The following is a 14,738-nucleotide window of genomic DNA, read 5'->3' as shown; positions in this document are numbered from 1 at the left end:
CGATGGCGAAGCGCACGACGCTCTATCGCTATCTCACCGGCCCCGATGACGCCTCGTTCTGTCATCGGGTCAGCGAAGCGCTGAGCCTCGGCTGGTCGCTTTACGGCCAGCCTGCCCTGACCTTCGACGCGGTCCAGGGCCGTGTCGTCTGTGGTCAGGCCATCATCAAGGACGTGGACGTGCCCTACGCGCCCACGCTGAAACTGTCCGAACAATGACGGCAGCAAGCCGCGCAGGGTTTCACAAAGAGGGAGAATGGCTATGACGAAAGTGGCGCTGGTTACGGGGGGCTCGCGCGGCATCGGCGCTGCGATCTCGAAAGGCCTGAAGGCGGCCGGCTACCATGTGGCGGCGAGCTATGCCGGCAATGATGAGGCGGCGACCAAGTTCACCGCCGAGACCGGCATCAAGACCTATAAATGGGACGTCTCGGACTATGATTCCTGCGTCGCCGGCATCGCCAAGGTCGAGGCCGAGCTCGGCCCGGTCGACGTGCTCGTCAACAATGCCGGCATTACGCGCGACGGCATGTTCCACAAGATGACCAAGGATCAGTGGGACGCCGTCATCAACACCAACCTCAACTCGCTCTTCAACATGACCCGCCCGGTCTGGGAGGGCATGCGCGCCCGCAAGTTCGGCCGCGTCATCTGCATCTCGTCGATCAACGGCCAGAAGGGCCAGATGGGCCAGGTCAACTACTCCGCCGCCAAGGCCGGCGACATCGGCTTCGTCAAGGCGCTGGCGCAGGAGGGCGCACGGGCCGGCATCACGGTGAACGCGATCTGCCCCGGCTACATCGCGACCGAGATGGTCAAGGCGATCGACCCGGCCGTGATCGAGAAGTCGATCCTGCCGCATATCCCGGTCGGGCGCCTCGGCGAGCCCGAGGAGATCGCGCGGGCGGTCGTGTTCCTGGCCAGCGACGATGCCGGCTTCATCACCGGCTCCACCGTCTCGGCCAATGGCGGCCAGTACATGGCCTGAAGCTTGCGCCGCCGTCCGGCAACGGACGGCGGGCTGCCTTCCTCTGCTCAGGCCATGGCCGGGCGGGGCGTTCCGTCGATCTCGGTCGCCTCCGGCTCCTGCGCGATCGGCGGATTGAGCGGGTCGATGACCTCGAAGGGCCGCCCGACCTTGTCGGGCGCCTCCCGCATGCGGATGCGCAGGCCTGCGATCGCTGCCAGCACCAATGCGCACGCTGCCATGAAATAGAGCAACCCGTTGATATCGAAGCGCGCCATGATGCCGGCCCCGACCAGCGGCCCGAGCGCCGAGCCGAAGCCGCTGACCAGGATCAGCCGCCCGCTCACCGCCACCACGCGGTCGGCCGGCATCCGGTCCAGCGCATGGGCGACGCAGACCGGATAGAGCGTCGACATGAAGCCGCCGAGCAGCGCCGCGACCGGAAGCACCGTGACGAGGGAGCGCGGCATCGCCAGCAGCAGCACGACGGCCCCTGCGTAGCCGACGGCAAGCCCCGCCAGCACGAGGCGGCGGTCGTGGCGATCCGAAAGCCGGCCGACCGGCACCTGCAGCGCCAGCCCGCCGAGCACCGCGACCAGCATGAACAGCGCGATGGTCTGCTGCGGGATGCCGTTGCTCAGCATCCAGGCCGGCACCAGCGCATAGAACGAGCTGGTGATGATGCCGCTGACGATGCAGCCGATGACGGAAATCGGCGCCTGCCGTGAGAGCTCGCCATAGCGCAGCGTCGCTTCCGAGGCGAGGCCCGGCGCCTCCGCCCGCATGGTGCTGACCATGACCAGCGCCAGCGCGAAGAGGGCGATGACGACCTGGAACGCCCCGGCAGAGTCGATCGAGAGGCCGACGATGGCGAGCTGGCCGATGGCCAGCGCCAGGAAGGTGCCGACCATATAGGTCGAGAAGACCCGCCCGCGCTGGTCCGGCAGAGCCTTCGCGTTGAGCCAGCTTTCCGTGGTCACGAAGAGCCCCACGCAGCCGAGGCCGATCACCATCCGGCTGGCCGCCCAGACCAGCACCGAGGTCCAGAGCGGCATCAGTGCGGTCGCGACGACCACGATCCCGGCGAAGGCCGCATAGGCGCGGATATGGCCGACACGCTGGATTACCCCGCCGCTGGTCACGGCGCCGATGGTGAAGCCGACGAAATAGGCGCTGAGCACGATGCCGGTCGCGGTCGCGCCGAAATCCTCGAGCGTCACGCGCAGCGACAGGAAGGTGTTGAAGAAGCCGTTCGCGAGCTGCACCAGGCTCGTCGCGGCGATCAGTGTTCCGATCTGAAGCAGCATCGGCCAACCTCTCCGCAGCGGCCGTCGCATCGGCCGGACAGCCGTCAGCGCTAGCGAGGGAATGTGGGCTCAATGCGTCAAGGCCGCCGGTGACTGCCGGCGGCCTTGGGGAAAGCAGGGTGGCGCGGTGACCGCTCAGGCGTGGCGCTTGCCCTTGGGCAGCAGGAAGGTCAGCAGGCCCACGGCCGGCAGCCAGGCGCAGATCTTGAAGACCTGGATGATGCCGATCTGGTCGGCGAGTGCGCCGATCCCGGCCGCGGCGATGCCGCCGAGCCCGAACGACAGGCCGTAGAACAGCCCGCCGACGAGGCCGACGCGGTGCGGCACGAGGTCGATCGCGTAGATCAGGATCGCCGAGAAGGCGCTCGCCATGACGAAGCTGATGATGACGCTGAGCACGCCGGTCCAAAACAGGTCGGCATAGGGCAGCACCAGCGCGAAGGGCAGCGAGCCCAGGATCGACAGCCAGATCACCCGGTCGCGGCCGATACGGTCGCCGATCATGCCGCCGAGGATGACGCCCGCCGCGCCGACGACGAGATAGAGGAACAGCATGATCTGCGAGACCTGCAGCGTGATGCCGAAGCGCTCGATCAGGTAGAAGGTGTAGTAGGAGGTGAAGGCGGCAGTGTAGCCGTTCTTCGAGATCAGCAGCAGAACAAGGACGGCCATCGCCAGCAGCACGCGGCCATGCGGCAGGCCGTGATCCGCAATCTCCTCGGCATGCACCGGGGACGACTTCTGCTCGCGCCGCATCGCCGAATAGCGCGAGCCGAGCCAGCCCATCACCAGCATCGCCACCAGCACGACGCCCGAGAACCAGGACAGGCTCTCCTGCCCCCGCGGCACCACGATCATCGCCGCCAGCAGCGGGCCGATAGCGTAGCCGATATGGCCGCCAACCTGGAAGACGCCCTGCGCCAGCCCCTGCCGGCCGGCGGCCGCGTGGCGCGCCATGCGGGTCGCCTCGGGATGGAATACGGCCGAGCCCAGGCCGATCATCGCCGCGCCGATCAGCACGACGCCGTAGCTGTGAGCGAAGGAGAGCAGCAGCAGCCCCGACAGCGTCGCGCACATGCCGGCGACCATCGCATAGGGCCAGGGCCTGCGGTCGGTGACATAGCCGAGGAGCGGCTGCAGCAGCGAGGACGTGACCTGGAAGGCGAGCGTGATCAGGCCGATCTGCACGAAATCGAGCTGATAGGCGTCCTTGATCAGCGGGTAGAGCGCCGGGATCATCGACTGGACGAGGTCGTTCAGCAGATGTGCGACGCTCAGCGCGGCCAGAACCGGCATCAACGGACGACGGGCGACGGATTGCAGCGGGATCGAGGTCATTTTCGAGCCATGATCCTCCTTGCCGGCGCGGTCAACGCCCCGGCACGGCGCCGGAAGCATGGCGCCCATGGCGCCCGAGCTGTGCTGCGGCGCAGCATCCACCCGAAACTCCGAAACATCGACAGCAAGGGGAGCGTTCCCGGCGTTGTCCGGCGCTTACTTCACCGCGCCCGGCACCCACCCATCGGCAAGCCCGGCAAAACCTGCTATCGCCGCAGAATTCCGACGCCCGCAGAGCCTCCATGACCTCCCGCACCGCCACCCTCATCGGCTTCTGCGCGATCCTGCTGTGGTCGACGCTTGCGCTCTTCACCGCGATGTCGGGGCGCGTTCCGCCCTTCCAGCTCGTGGCGATGACCTTCGCCATCGGCGGCGTGCTGATCCTCGCGATCACGGCGCTGCGCGGCGGCCTCTCGCGCATCAGGCCAACGCCGGCCTCCTTCGCGCTCGGCCTCTACGGCCCGTTCGGCGACACCGCGCTCTACTATGCGGCAGTGAAGAGCGCCCCGCCGGCCGAGGCGAACCTGATCCACTATCTCTGGCCGCTCCTGATCGTGCTCTTCGCGGCGCTGCTGCCGGGCGGCGGCCTCAAGCCTCGCCACCTGATCGGCGCGCTGATTGGCCTCGTCGCAACCGGGCTTCTGGTCTCCGGCGGGCTCGGAACCGGCGGCGGGATCGCGCTCGGCCATGTGCTGGCGGCACTCGGCGCCTTCGTCTGGGCGAGCTATTCGGTGGCCTCGCGCCGCTTCGCCGACGTGCCCTCGGAGAGTCTGTGCGTCACCATGCTGGGCTGCGCCGTGCCCGCGCTGGCACTCCATTTCATGCTGGAGACCACGCTCTGGTCGCTGACGGCGGTGGAATGGGCCGGCGTGCTCGGCCTCGGGCTGGGCTCGATCGGGCTCGCCTTCGTCGTCTGGGATATCGGCATGAAGCAGGGCGACGTCGCGCTGCTCGGCGTCGCCTCCTATGCCGCGCCGGTGCTCTCGACACTGATCCTCGTGCTCTTCGGCTATGCCCCGGCGAGCTGGCTGCTCGGGGCCTCCTGCGCCCTCATCGTCGTCGGCGCGCTGGTGGCGAGCGGCGGCGGCCGGAAAGCCTAGAGCGAGAGCGTCATTCTCGGGCTTGACCCGAGAATCTGATGACGAGAAGGCACCGGTTTCCGAGATGCTCGGGTCAAGCCCGAGCATGACGGCTGCAAAAATCGCTCAATTCCGCCTGAGCAGCCGCTCCAGATAATCCAGCTCCTCGGCCGGGCGCAGCGGATCGCCGAGGCGCTTGCGCAGCTCTTCGAGAATGCGCCGTGCACGCTGGGTCGCGCTCTCATCGGCACCGGGAACCTTGACCCGGCCATCGGCCCAGTCGCGCTGGCGCTGCGGCCGGCCGAGCGGGTCCTCGCTGCCGCGCTGCTGCGCCGAGGGCCGGCCGGCAGGGCGCCCGTCAGGCTCGCCATAGGCGTTGCCCTCGCCTTCGCCCTCGCCGGGCTGGCCCTGCATCTGCTGGGCGAGGTTCTGGCCGCCCCGGCGCAGCGCATCGAGGGCACGGCCCTGCGCATCGAGCGCGCCTTCACCCTGGCCCTGGCCGAGCTGCTGCTCCGCATCGCGCATCGCATCCTCGGCCTCGCCGAGCTCGCCATTCTGCGGCGCGCCCATGCCGCGCATCCGTCGCTGCAGATCCTGCAGCCGCTCGCGCAGGGCCTGCTGGCGCTGGGAGAGGCCCTGACCCTGGCCGTTCTGGCCTTGCATACCCTCGCCGCCTTCACCATCCTCCCCCTGCTCGCCCGGCTGCTGACCGGGCTGCTGGCCGCGCTGGCCCCGTTGTCCCTGCTGGCCTTGTTGCCCTTGCTGGCCCCGCTGACCGGGCCGCGCCTGCTGCTGGCCCGGGCGCTGGCCGCGCTGGGTCTGGCCCTGACCCTGCCGGCGCTGCTCGTTCTGATAGGTTTCGTCGCGCAGGTTCTGCTGGTCGCGCGTCATCCGGTCGAGATCGCCGAGCGCCTGGTTCATCTGGTTCTGGCGCGGATCGCGCTGGCCAGGGCGCGCCATCTGCAGATTGTTGAGCATCTGGTTGAGCTGCTCCATCAGGCGCTGCGCCTCGGCCATGTCGCCGCGCTTCGACAATTCCTCGATACGGTCGAGCATGTTCTGCAGGTCGCGCGGCGTCACCGTGCGGAAGTTCTCCGGGAGCTGCGCCTGGTTCTGATCGCCGTTCTGTTGCTGCTGGCGCATCATCTGTTCGGCGAGCTGGCGCATGAAATTATCCATGGCCCGGCGCATCTCGTCGGTGAGCTTCTTGATCTCCTCCTCGGAAGCGCCACGCTCCAGCGCCTGCTGCAGATTCTCCTGCGCCTGCCGGAGCGCCCGCTCGGCATCGGACATGTCGCCGTCCTCGAGCTGCAGCGCCATCGCCCACATCAGCTCGGAAACCTCGCGCAATTCATCGTCGCTGCCGGACCGGCGCAGCCGCTCGCTCAGCATGCGCATGCCGAGATAGACGCCGGTCTCCTTCATGAAGAGATCGGGCTCGATCATCAGCGCGTCCATGGCGAGCTGCACCTTGGAGCGGTCATCGACATTCATGACAAGCTTGCGCCGCTGCTCGACCAGCGCCTTGGCGAGCGGCTTGGTGAAGGTGCGCTGCGGCAGCACGACCTCGATCGGCTCGGTCCGCCCCTCCTGGCCGGCCTCGTCCTTGGCGATCAGCACCATGCGGACCTTCGCGCCGGCCCAGGGATGGGCCGAGAAATCGACCGTGCTCTTCATCTCCTCCTCAGCCGCGGAGGGAGGCGGCACGGCGAGGTTCTGCTTCGGCGGCTCGACCAGCGAGCGCCCGCCCACCGCAGGATCGGGGCGCGAGACCGTCGCCTCGATCGAGGCGATGCCATAGTCGTCCCTCGCCTTGTAGGTGATGCCGAGCCCGCCCGACTGAGCCCCCGTCACCGGCTTCGGCGGGTCGGTGAAGGCGATGGTCGGCGGCTGGTCGGCGATGGCGGTGATATGGAGCGTCGCGCTTGGCGCGCCGCTGCCGGTGAGCTTCAACGTGCCGTTGCCGGCAAGCGTGAAGCGCTTCTCCAGCACCGCCTGCTGCGAGCCGGCGGGCTGCGTCGGCTTCGCCGGGGTCGCATCCTTCGCCTGCGAATCCTTGGGCTGGGCATCCTTGCCCTCCCCCTCCTTCGCCTCCGGCTTGAGGAGCTCGAGCCGCCCGGTCGTGGCAACGTCCATATTGGTCTTGCCGGCGATGCGCACGACGATGACCGACTTCTCGGGGGCGCTGAGATTGGGACTGGCGAGCTTGTTGAAATCGATCAGGATCGGCGGCAGGCGGGTATAGGCCGGCGGGTCGATCCAGGCATCGATGCGCGTCGAGGGCGCACTCCCGGGCGGGCCCTTCCAGTCGAAGGCGGCGGAGAGGCGCTGCGTCGCCTCGGGTCCGGCCACGAAGAAGGCCGTGATGGCGGCGAGCAGCGGCACGGCGCGCAGCGCCAGCTTGTCGTGCCCGGCCATGCGCGGCTGCGGCGGCGCGACCTTGAGGGCGGCGACCTGCCGGCTCTGCCGCTCGACATGCAGCTTCCACAGGGCCTGCGACACGGGGTCGGCCGAGCCGACGGCGAGGTTGTCTTCCAGCGCCGAGGCCGGGCGATGCCCACCGGCGAAGGAGCGGTCGAGCCGGGCGAGCGCATCGCGATGTGTCGGCAGGACGAGCCGCGCGACATGCCAGAAGCTGCCGATCAGCGCGCCCGCGAAGACCAGCACGCCGGCGATCCGCCCGTACCAGGGCAGATGCGTCCATAGCCCGAACCAGGATACGGCGAGGAAGGCGAGAAGGATCCCGAGCGTCAGCCACAGCCGTGGCCACAGCCGCTCCCAGCCAAGCGAAACCCGCGAGGCGAGTGCGAGACGGCGAAGCCGCTGCCGGATGCCGTCGATCGTATCGGGCGCCTTGCGGCGCTCTGCCTCGCTCATGCCATCGCTCCGGGCGGCCCCCATTCCTGTCCGAACTTGCCTGTCTTTGTCAGGCTAACACGGGAATGTGGCATTGCCAGTGCCCGAACTGGCCTTTGCACCGCGCTCGACGTTTCGTGAACGGAGCGCGTGCCGTCATGCCCGGGCTCGACCCGGGCATTGCTTCGACAGGATTCTCGGGTCTGCGCTTCGCTTCGCCCGAGAATGGCTCGGTGGATCAGCCGAACCAGCCCGGCAGCCGGTCCGTGCCGATCAGGTCCTCATAGCTCTGGCGCGGCCGCGTCACGGCATAGTCGTCGCCCTTGACCATGACCTCGGCAACCAGCAGGCGCTGATTGTAGGTCGAGGACATCGAAGCGCCGTAGGCACCGGCCGTCATGAAGGCCATGAGATCGTTCGGCCGCAGCTGCGGCAGCACCCGGCCGGCAGTGAAGGTGTCGCCCGATTCGCAGATCGGCCCGACGACGTCATAGGCAACCTCGGGCCCGCCGATCACCGGCTCCGTCACCGGCCAGATCTCGTGATAGGCCTCGTACATCGCCGGCCTGACGAGGTCGTTCATCGCCGCATCGACGACGAGGAACTGCTTGGTCGGCCGCGGATTGAGATGCAGCACCCGCGTCAGCAGCACGCCGGCATTGCCGACGATGAGGCGGCCCGGCTCGAAGCCGAGCTCGACATCGAGCCCCTTCGTCACCTTGCCGACCATCTCGGCATAGGCATCGATCAGCCCCGGCCCGTAGTCGAAGGTCTTCGGGATATCATAGGGAATACCGAGCCCGCCGCCGAGGTCGAGCCGGTCGACGCGGTGCCCCTCGCCCTTCAGCGAGCCGACCAACGCGACCATCTTGGAATAGGCCGCCTCGAAGGCGTCGATCTCGCGGATCTGGCTGCCTATATGGACCGCGAGGCCCATGATCCGCACACCCGGCATGTTCGCCGCCCGCGCATAGAGCCGGCCGACCTCCTCGAAGGAGACGCCGAACTTGTTCTCGGAGGAACCGGTCGTGATCTTGGCGTGGCCGCCGGCGCCGATATCGGGATTGACCCGGAACACCGCCTCCTGCCGCTTGCCGAGCGAGGCCGCGACCTTGGACAGCAGGTCGAGCTCACTCTCGCTCTCGATATTGATCTGGTAGAGCCCAGCCTCGACCGCGAAACGCAGCTCCTGCTCGCTCTTGCCGACGCCCGAGAACACGATCTTCTCCGGCGCGATGCCGGCGGCCAGCGCCTTGCGCACCTCGCCCTCGGAGACCGTGTCGATGCCGGCGCCGAGCGCGCCCAGCGTCTTCAGCACGCCGAGATTGCCGTTCGCTTTCATGGCGTAGAAGACATGGGTCTTGCCGGCGGTCTTCTTCATCGCCTCGGCGAAGAGCTTGTAGTGCCGCTCGATCGTCGCGGTGGAATAGACATAGACCGGCGTGCCCACCTCGTCTGCGATGCGCTTGAGATCGACGCCCTCGGCATGAAGCGAGCCGTCGCGGTAGGCGAAATGATGCATGGGGTTAAAGCTCGCAAATGATAAACGCGTGGACCCCGCCGTCATTCTCGGGCGAAGCGAAGCGTAGACCCGAGAATCTCTTTCAGGAGATGCTCGGGTCAAGCCCGAGCATGACGCGCGAAACCGGCGCGGCAGCAACAATGATGGTCACATCAGCGGATCGAGGATGAACGGCTTGTTCGGAATGACGACAGCCTTGTTGGCCTTGACCGGCTTTGCCAGCACCGAGGCCGAACCATAGGAGGAGACGTCGCTCTCCTGTGCGCCGATCTGGTCGTCGGGCAGATCGATCGCGCCCGTCGCATTCGGCGGCGCCTCGAGCGGCCCCTTTCGCCCGCAGGCGGCAAGTGCAACGGCCAGCAGGCCGACGACCAGCAGGGCGCGGCCGAATTTCAGGCGGGAATCAAGCACGAAAGCGAACCCTCGGAACGAAGCGTGGCGGGACAGTAGCGGAGGATGCGGCGGAGCGCGAGGCTTCCGGAAGCGTCATTCTCGGGCAAGCGCAGCGCCGACCCGAGAATCTCGTGCAAGAGATGCTCGGGTCAAGCCCGAGCATGACGCACTACTTCGCGAGCTGCTTCAGCCAGCGCCGCGCCTGCTTGCGGACATTGGCGGGCGCCGTGCCGCCATAGCTGACGCGGCTCTTCACCGACTGGTCGACGCCGAGCACGGCGAAGACGGCCTCGGTGATCTTCGGCTCCACCGCCTGCATCTCGGCGAGCGAGAGCTTCTCCAGCCCGACCTTCTTCTCGGAAGCGATTCCGACGAGCCGGCCGGTGACATGATGCGCGTCGCGGAACGGCATCTTCAGTACGCGCACCAGCCAGTCGGCGAGATCGGTGGCGGTGGCGTAGCCGAAACCCGCCGCCTTCTTCATCGCCTTGAGGTCGGGCTGCATGTCGCGGACCATGCCGGCCATCGCGGCGAGGCAGAGCGAGAGTGTCTGGAGGGCGTCGAAAGTGCCTTCCTTGTCCTCCTGCATGTCCTTGGAATAGCTGAGCGGCAGGCCCTTCATCATGGTCAGCAGCGCCTGCAGCGCACCGAAGACGCGACCGGCCTTGCCGCGCACCAGCTCGGCCGCATCGGGATTGCGCTTCTGCGGCATGATCGAGGACCCCGTCGAGAAGGCGTCCGAGAGCTTGACGAAGCCGAATTGCGGCGTCGCCCAGAGCACGATTTCCTCGGCCAGCCGCGAGAGGTGCATGGCGCAGATCGAGGCGGCCGACAGCGTCTCCAGCACGAAATCGCGGTCCGAGACCGAGTCGAGCGAATTCGCGGTCGGGCGGTCGAAGCCGAGCGCCTTCGCCGTCATGTGCCGGTCGATCGGGAAGGAGGTGCCGGCGAGAGCGGCCGCACCGAGCGGGCATTCGTTGAGGCGCGCGCGGGCGTCGCGGACGCGGCCGCGATCGCGGCCCAGCATCTCGACATAGGCGAGGAGATGATGGCCGAAGGTGACCGGCTGCGCCGACTGGAGATGGGTGAAGCCCGGCATCACCGCGCCGGCATAGGTGTCGGCCTTCTCGGCAAGCGCCTGCTGCAGATCGGCCATCTGGCCGTCGATCTCTTCAAGCGTGTCGCGCACCCACAGCCGCATGTCGGTCGCGACCTGGTCGTTGCGCGAGCGGGCGGTGTGCAGCCGGCCGGCAGCGGCGCCGATCTTGTCCTTGAGATTGGACTCGACGTTCATGTGGACGTCTTCGAGCGCACGCGAAAACGTGAAGGCGCCGCTCTCGATCTCGCCTTCGACCTGCTTGAGGCCGGCCGTGATCGTCGCGACATCCTCCTTCGTCAGGATGCCGGTCTCGGCCAGCATGGCCGCATGGGCGAGCGAACCGCGGATATCCTGGCGCCAGAGCTTCTTGTCGAAATCGATGGAGGCGTTGATCTCCTCCATGATGGCGCCGGGACCTGTGGCGAAACGCCCACCCCACATGCGATTGCTCACGACGGTCTTTCCTGCTTCTAGGGCGCGATGAGGTCTCGAACGAAAATTCTGGCCGCAACCGGGGCTCTGGCCCTCCTCGCCCTCGGCGGCGGCGCCGCCTTCTACTCCGTCACGGGCGATGCCGGCAACGGATCATGCAGCGCAGCGCGCACCACAGCCGAGCGTATGAAGCCGCTGGTGAAGGGTGAGGTCGCGGCCGTAGAGCTGCGCCCCCGCCCGCAGCCAGCGCCGGAACTCGCCTTCACCGGGCCGGACGGCCAGCCGATGACGCTCGCGGCGCTGAAGGGCAAGACGCTGCTGGTCAACCTCTGGGCGACCTGGTGCGCGCCCTGCCTGAAGGAGATGCCGGCTCTCGACACGCTCCAGAAGGAGATGGGCGGGCCCGATTTCGCCGTCGTCGCCATCAACATCGACACGCGCAACCTCGACAAGCCGAAGACCTGGCTCGCCGAGAACAAGGTCACCACCCTGCCCTTCTACGGCGATCCGCAGGCCGCGACCTTCCAGGCGCTGCGCGCCGCCCACAAGGTCGAGGGCATGCCGGTCAGCATCATCGTCGACAAATCCGGCTGCGAGCTCGGCATCATCCAGGGCCCGGCCGACTGGGCGAGCGCCGTTTCGAAGGCGCTGATGAAGGCCGCGATCGGCAAGCCCTGAGCGCAACGTCGCGGCAATGGCGGCGTGTTGACGAACTCTCGTCGCATTGCGGCGTTCTGCTGAATGGCAAGCGGCAGCGGCCGAAAGGATCGAGCATGACACTCCTGCGCAAGCGGAAGCAGGGTTTTCACCGGGTGGGAGCGATCATGCTCGCGGTGGCGCTGAGCCTTGCCGCGGGATCGGCCGTTGCGCAGGAGCGCAAACCCATTCCCGGCACCAGCGTCTCGCTGGTGCCGCCGAAGGGCTTCGAACCGGCAACCGGCTTCGCCGGTCTCTCCAACCAGAAGACGAAGGCCAGCGTCCTGATCGTCGAGATGCCCGCGGAGGCCTACCCGCAGCTCGCGACGCTGTTCAACGACAGCGAGAGCGCCAGAACCAATTTCGCCCGGCAGAAGGTCAACATCACCAAGGTCGAGCAGGTCGACGGAACAGGCGGCGAGAAGGTGCCGCTGCTGAGCGGCACGCAGGAGGCCGGCGGCACCAAGCTCGACAAATGGATCGCCCTGTTCAGAGGGCCTAAGACGGTGATGATGACCGTGCAGGCGCCGCCAGCCGCCAAGATGCAGCCGGCCGAGGTCAAGGCACTCATCGCCTCGGTCTCGCTCGGCAAGGAAGCGACGCTCGACGAGAAGCTCGCAGCCCTGCCCTTCGCCTTCAAGGCCGCAGCCCCCTTCCGCGTCATCGACACCATCGGCGGCGCCGGCGTGCTGATGACCGCTGGCGAACGCAACGTCGATCCGTCGGGCACGCAGCCGCTGATGATCGTCGCCTACCAGATGTCGGCCCCCATCAAGCCCGGCCAGGAGGAGAAGCTCTCCGAGACGATGCTGAGGAGCACGCGCGACATGCAGACGGCCGACATCAAGGAACGCAAGCGCGTCCCCTTCGCCGGCCAGGACGGCGTCTTGATCTCGGGCTCCTTCAAGCACCCCAACGGCAGCGACAAAAGCTTCGCGCAATATCTCGCCATCGGCTCGGGCGGCCGCTTCGTCCGCCTCATCGTCATGGCGGATGAAGCCGAGATGCCGAAGCTGCAGCCGGCGGTCGAGCAGACCGCTTCCAGCGTCGCATTCGCGGCCCAGTAAAGCCCTTTCACCCACCACCCGCGCATTTGAGCGATTGGCGTCGCATGCGCGGGAGGCTATTGGCTGCCCCATGAGCTATACGATCGGCCTCGCGACCACCTTCCACGATCCTGCCATCGCGATCATCGGCCCCGGCGGCGAGGTGCTCTTCGCCGAGGCGACCGAGCGCTATCTGCAATACAAGCGCGCGCCGAACTGCGAGCCGGATTCGGCGCCGCGCATGGAAGGGCTGCTGAAGCGCTACATTCCGAAGGACGCCGAGGTCACCATCGCCACCAGCTGGGGCGAGGACTTCACCGGCTTCCTCGACCAGATGGCGCGCGCCGGCTCCTTCACCGTCGACGCGCTGCTCAAGCTCTCGCCCGAGCTCAACCGCTCGCTGGTGCCCGAGCGCACCGAGCGCGCCCTGATCGCCTCGCTGCATTCGGCGCAACAACGCGCCGGCATGGGCGTGCTGCTCGGGCTCGACCGCGCTCATGGCAAGGCCAACGTCACCGGCCTCAAGCGCTACGGCCACCATCTCAGCCATGCGGCCTATGCCTGCTGGTCATCGCCCTTCGACAACGCCGCCTGCCTCGTCGTCGACGGCATGGGCGAGACCGGCGCCTCCGCCATCTTCGCCTTGGAGAACGGCCGGCTTCGTGAGGTCAAGCGCCATCGCGGGCGTGAATCGATCGGCTTCTATTTCGGCCTCGTCACCGACCTCGCCGGCTTCGACCAGGCCAAGGGCGAAGAATGGAAGATCATGGGGCTCGCCCCCTATGGCAGGAGCGATCCGGAGCTGATGGCGCTGCTGCGCAAGCTCTATCAGATCGACGGCGACAAGCTCTCCTTCGCCAAGGCCGATGTCGTGCAGGCCGTCGCCGCCGAGATCCTCGCCCGACGCCCGGCCGATGCGCTCGACCAGGGCTGGGCCGACCTCGCCCGCTGCGGGCAGGACGTCTTCGCCGAGATGATGGAGGCGCTGCTCGCCGAGGCCGCCGCGCTCGTTCCGAGCGAAAACCTCGTCATGGCCGGCGGCTGCGCACTCAACTCCTCCTTCAACGGCAAGATCGCCGGACGCCACGGCTTCAGCACGGTGTTCGTGCCCTCCGCCCCGGCCGATGACGGCAACGCCATCGGCGCGGCATGGCTGGCCCATGCCGAGGCGAACCCGGACTGGCGCGCACCCAAGGGGCCGCTCACGCCCTATCTCGGCTCACACGTCTCGACCGAACCCTTCGAGCGCATGCAGCTATGGGAGAAGCGGCTGCGCAAGCTCGCGCCCGACGAGGTCGCGCCCGTTACGGCCAAGCTCCTCACCGAGGGCAAGCTGATCGGCTGGGTGCAGGGCCGTGCCGAATTCGGCCCGCGCGCCCTCGGCAACCGCTCGATCATCGCCGATCCGCGCCCGGCCGACGCCAAGGACATCCTCAACGCCAAGGTGAAGTACCGCGAGGCCTTCCGGCCCTTCGCGCCCTCGATCCTCGCCGAGCACGCCGCCGACTGGTTCGAGAACTATCAGGACGCGCCCTATATGGAGCGCACGCTCGTCTGGAAGGAAGCGGTGCGCCACCGCGTGCCGGCCGTCGTCCATGAGGATGCGACCGGTCGCCTGCAGAGTGTCACGGCAGAGCGCAATCCGCGCTACCACGCGTTGATCTCGGCCTTCCACGATCTGACGGGCGTGCCGGTGATCCTCAACACCTCCTTCAACATCATGGGCAAGCCGATCCTGCACACGGCGGAGGATGCGATCCTGATGTTCTATACCAGCGGGCTCGATGCGCTGGTGATCGAGGACTGGCTGCTGGTGAAGTGAGCAGCGGGGTAAAATTCCCCACCCGGCAGAAGGCCGGACCTGCGTAGACGTGACTGGCCGTCATGCTCGGGCTTGACCCGGGCATCTCGGAAACCAGAGCTTTCTTCGGCAAGAGATTCTCGGGTCTGCGCTTCGCTTCGCCCGAGAATGACGGCCCGCCTCAGACCGATCCGCGCCGTTGA

Annotated in this window: 12 protein-coding genes; 6 read left to right on the top strand and 6 right to left on the bottom strand. The window is 67.6% G+C overall.

Annotated elements, in window-relative coordinates; translation table 11 throughout:
- Positions 1-2: 2 nt before the first annotated feature.
- Positions 3-218, top strand: a complete 216-nt coding sequence (locus AB4Z10_RS22615; RefSeq protein ID WP_441472641.1) for a DUF1737 domain-containing protein — start codon at positions 3-5, stop codon at positions 216-218.
- A gap of 43 nt (positions 219-261) precedes the next feature.
- The gene (gene phbB, locus AB4Z10_RS22610) at positions 262-987 is read left to right on the top strand and encodes an acetoacetyl-CoA reductase (RefSeq protein ID WP_441472678.1); all 726 of its coding nucleotides are present in this window, start codon (positions 262-264) and stop codon (positions 985-987) included.
- 47 nt (positions 988-1,034) lie between these two features.
- Here phbB and AB4Z10_RS22605 read toward each other — a convergent pair whose 3' ends face one another.
- Both AB4Z10_RS22605 and AB4Z10_RS22600 read right to left on the bottom strand, forming a co-directional pair.
- Positions 1,035-2,273, bottom strand: coding sequence for an MFS transporter (locus AB4Z10_RS22605; protein WP_441472640.1), 1,239 nt, complete (start codon positions 2,271-2,273; stop codon positions 1,035-1,037).
- Positions 2,274-2,408: 135 nt separating this feature from the next.
- Positions 2,409-3,611, bottom strand: coding sequence for an MFS transporter (locus AB4Z10_RS22600; protein WP_441472677.1), 1,203 nt, complete (start codon positions 3,609-3,611; stop codon positions 2,409-2,411).
- Positions 3,612-3,853: 242 nt separating this feature from the next.
- On the opposite strand from AB4Z10_RS22600, the gene yddG reads away from it, so the two are divergent.
- A complete protein-coding gene (gene yddG, locus AB4Z10_RS22595; protein WP_441472639.1) occupies positions 3,854-4,711 on the top strand; it encodes an aromatic amino acid exporter YddG in 858 nt (285 codons plus the stop codon).
- A 105-nt stretch (positions 4,712-4,816) separates the two neighbouring features.
- Here yddG and AB4Z10_RS22590 read toward each other — a convergent pair whose 3' ends face one another.
- From AB4Z10_RS22590 to argH, 4 genes are all read right to left on the bottom strand, one after another.
- Positions 4,817-7,567: a TIGR02302 family protein gene (locus tag AB4Z10_RS22590; RefSeq protein WP_441472638.1), complete on the bottom strand. Its 2,751-nt coding sequence runs from the start codon at positions 7,565-7,567 to the stop codon at positions 4,817-4,819.
- A gap of 217 nt (positions 7,568-7,784) precedes the next feature.
- A complete protein-coding gene (gene lysA / locus AB4Z10_RS22585) occupies positions 7,785-9,068 on the bottom strand; it encodes a diaminopimelate decarboxylase (RefSeq protein ID WP_441472637.1) in 1,284 nt (427 codons plus the stop codon).
- A 147-nt stretch (positions 9,069-9,215) separates the two neighbouring features.
- Positions 9,216-9,479 carry an LPS translocon maturation chaperone LptM gene (lptM, locus tag AB4Z10_RS22580; RefSeq protein ID WP_441472636.1) on the bottom strand — a complete coding sequence of 88 codons (264 nt, stop codon included), beginning with the start codon at positions 9,477-9,479 and terminating at the stop codon, positions 9,216-9,218.
- A gap of 151 nt (positions 9,480-9,630) precedes the next feature.
- On the bottom strand, positions 9,631-11,013 hold the full coding sequence (gene argH, locus AB4Z10_RS22575) for an argininosuccinate lyase (RefSeq protein ID WP_441472635.1): 1,383 nt from the start codon (positions 11,011-11,013) through the stop codon (positions 9,631-9,633).
- A 27-nt stretch (positions 11,014-11,040) separates the two neighbouring features.
- Between argH and tlpA the strand changes: the two genes are divergently transcribed.
- From tlpA to AB4Z10_RS22560, 3 genes are all read left to right on the top strand, one after another.
- Positions 11,041-11,670 carry a thiol:disulfide interchange protein TlpA gene (gene tlpA / locus AB4Z10_RS22570; RefSeq protein ID WP_441472634.1) on the top strand — a complete coding sequence of 210 codons (630 nt, stop codon included), beginning with the start codon at positions 11,041-11,043 and terminating at the stop codon, positions 11,668-11,670.
- A gap of 95 nt (positions 11,671-11,765) precedes the next feature.
- Positions 11,766-12,755 (top strand): hypothetical protein, encoded by a 990-nt coding sequence (locus AB4Z10_RS22565; RefSeq protein ID WP_441472633.1) that lies wholly within the window; start codon positions 11,766-11,768, stop codon positions 12,753-12,755.
- A 70-nt stretch (positions 12,756-12,825) separates the two neighbouring features.
- Entirely contained in the window at positions 12,826-14,556 is a 1,731-nt protein-coding gene (locus AB4Z10_RS22560) for a carbamoyltransferase family protein (protein ID WP_441472632.1), read from the top strand.
- Positions 14,557-14,738: the final 182 nt, after the last annotated feature.

Origin of the sequence: Allobosea sp. RAF48 (assembly GCF_052114025.1) — a bacterium.
Lineage (GTDB): Bacteria > Pseudomonadota > Alphaproteobacteria > Rhizobiales > Beijerinckiaceae > Allobosea.
Note: the sequence above shows the minus strand (reverse complement) of the source record. Positions and strands in the feature narration are given on the sequence as shown.

Coding starts and splice junctions, on each gene's coding strand:
- tlpA (WP_441472634.1), top strand. CDS start 11,041: ATGAGGTCTCGAACGAAAATTCTGGCCGCAACCGGGGCTCTGGCCCTC.
- AB4Z10_RS22615 (WP_441472641.1), top strand. CDS start 3: ATGGCGAAGCGCACGACGCTCTATCGCTATCTCACCGGCCCCGATGAC.
- AB4Z10_RS22590 (WP_441472638.1), bottom strand. CDS start 7,567: ATGAGCGAGGCAGAGCGCCGCAAGGCGCCCGATACGATCGACGGCATC.
- phbB (WP_441472678.1), top strand. CDS start 262: ATGACGAAAGTGGCGCTGGTTACGGGGGGCTCGCGCGGCATCGGCGCT.
- AB4Z10_RS22560 (WP_441472632.1), top strand. CDS start 12,826: ATGAGCTATACGATCGGCCTCGCGACCACCTTCCACGATCCTGCCATC.
- AB4Z10_RS22600 (WP_441472677.1), bottom strand. CDS start 3,611: ATGACCTCGATCCCGCTGCAATCCGTCGCCCGTCGTCCGTTGATGCCG.
- AB4Z10_RS22605 (WP_441472640.1), bottom strand. CDS start 2,273: ATGCTGCTTCAGATCGGAACACTGATCGCCGCGACGAGCCTGGTGCAG.
- lysA (WP_441472637.1), bottom strand. CDS start 9,068: ATGCATCATTTCGCCTACCGCGACGGCTCGCTTCATGCCGAGGGCGTC.
- yddG (WP_441472639.1), top strand. CDS start 3,854: ATGACCTCCCGCACCGCCACCCTCATCGGCTTCTGCGCGATCCTGCTG.
- AB4Z10_RS22565 (WP_441472633.1), top strand. CDS start 11,766: ATGACACTCCTGCGCAAGCGGAAGCAGGGTTTTCACCGGGTGGGAGCG.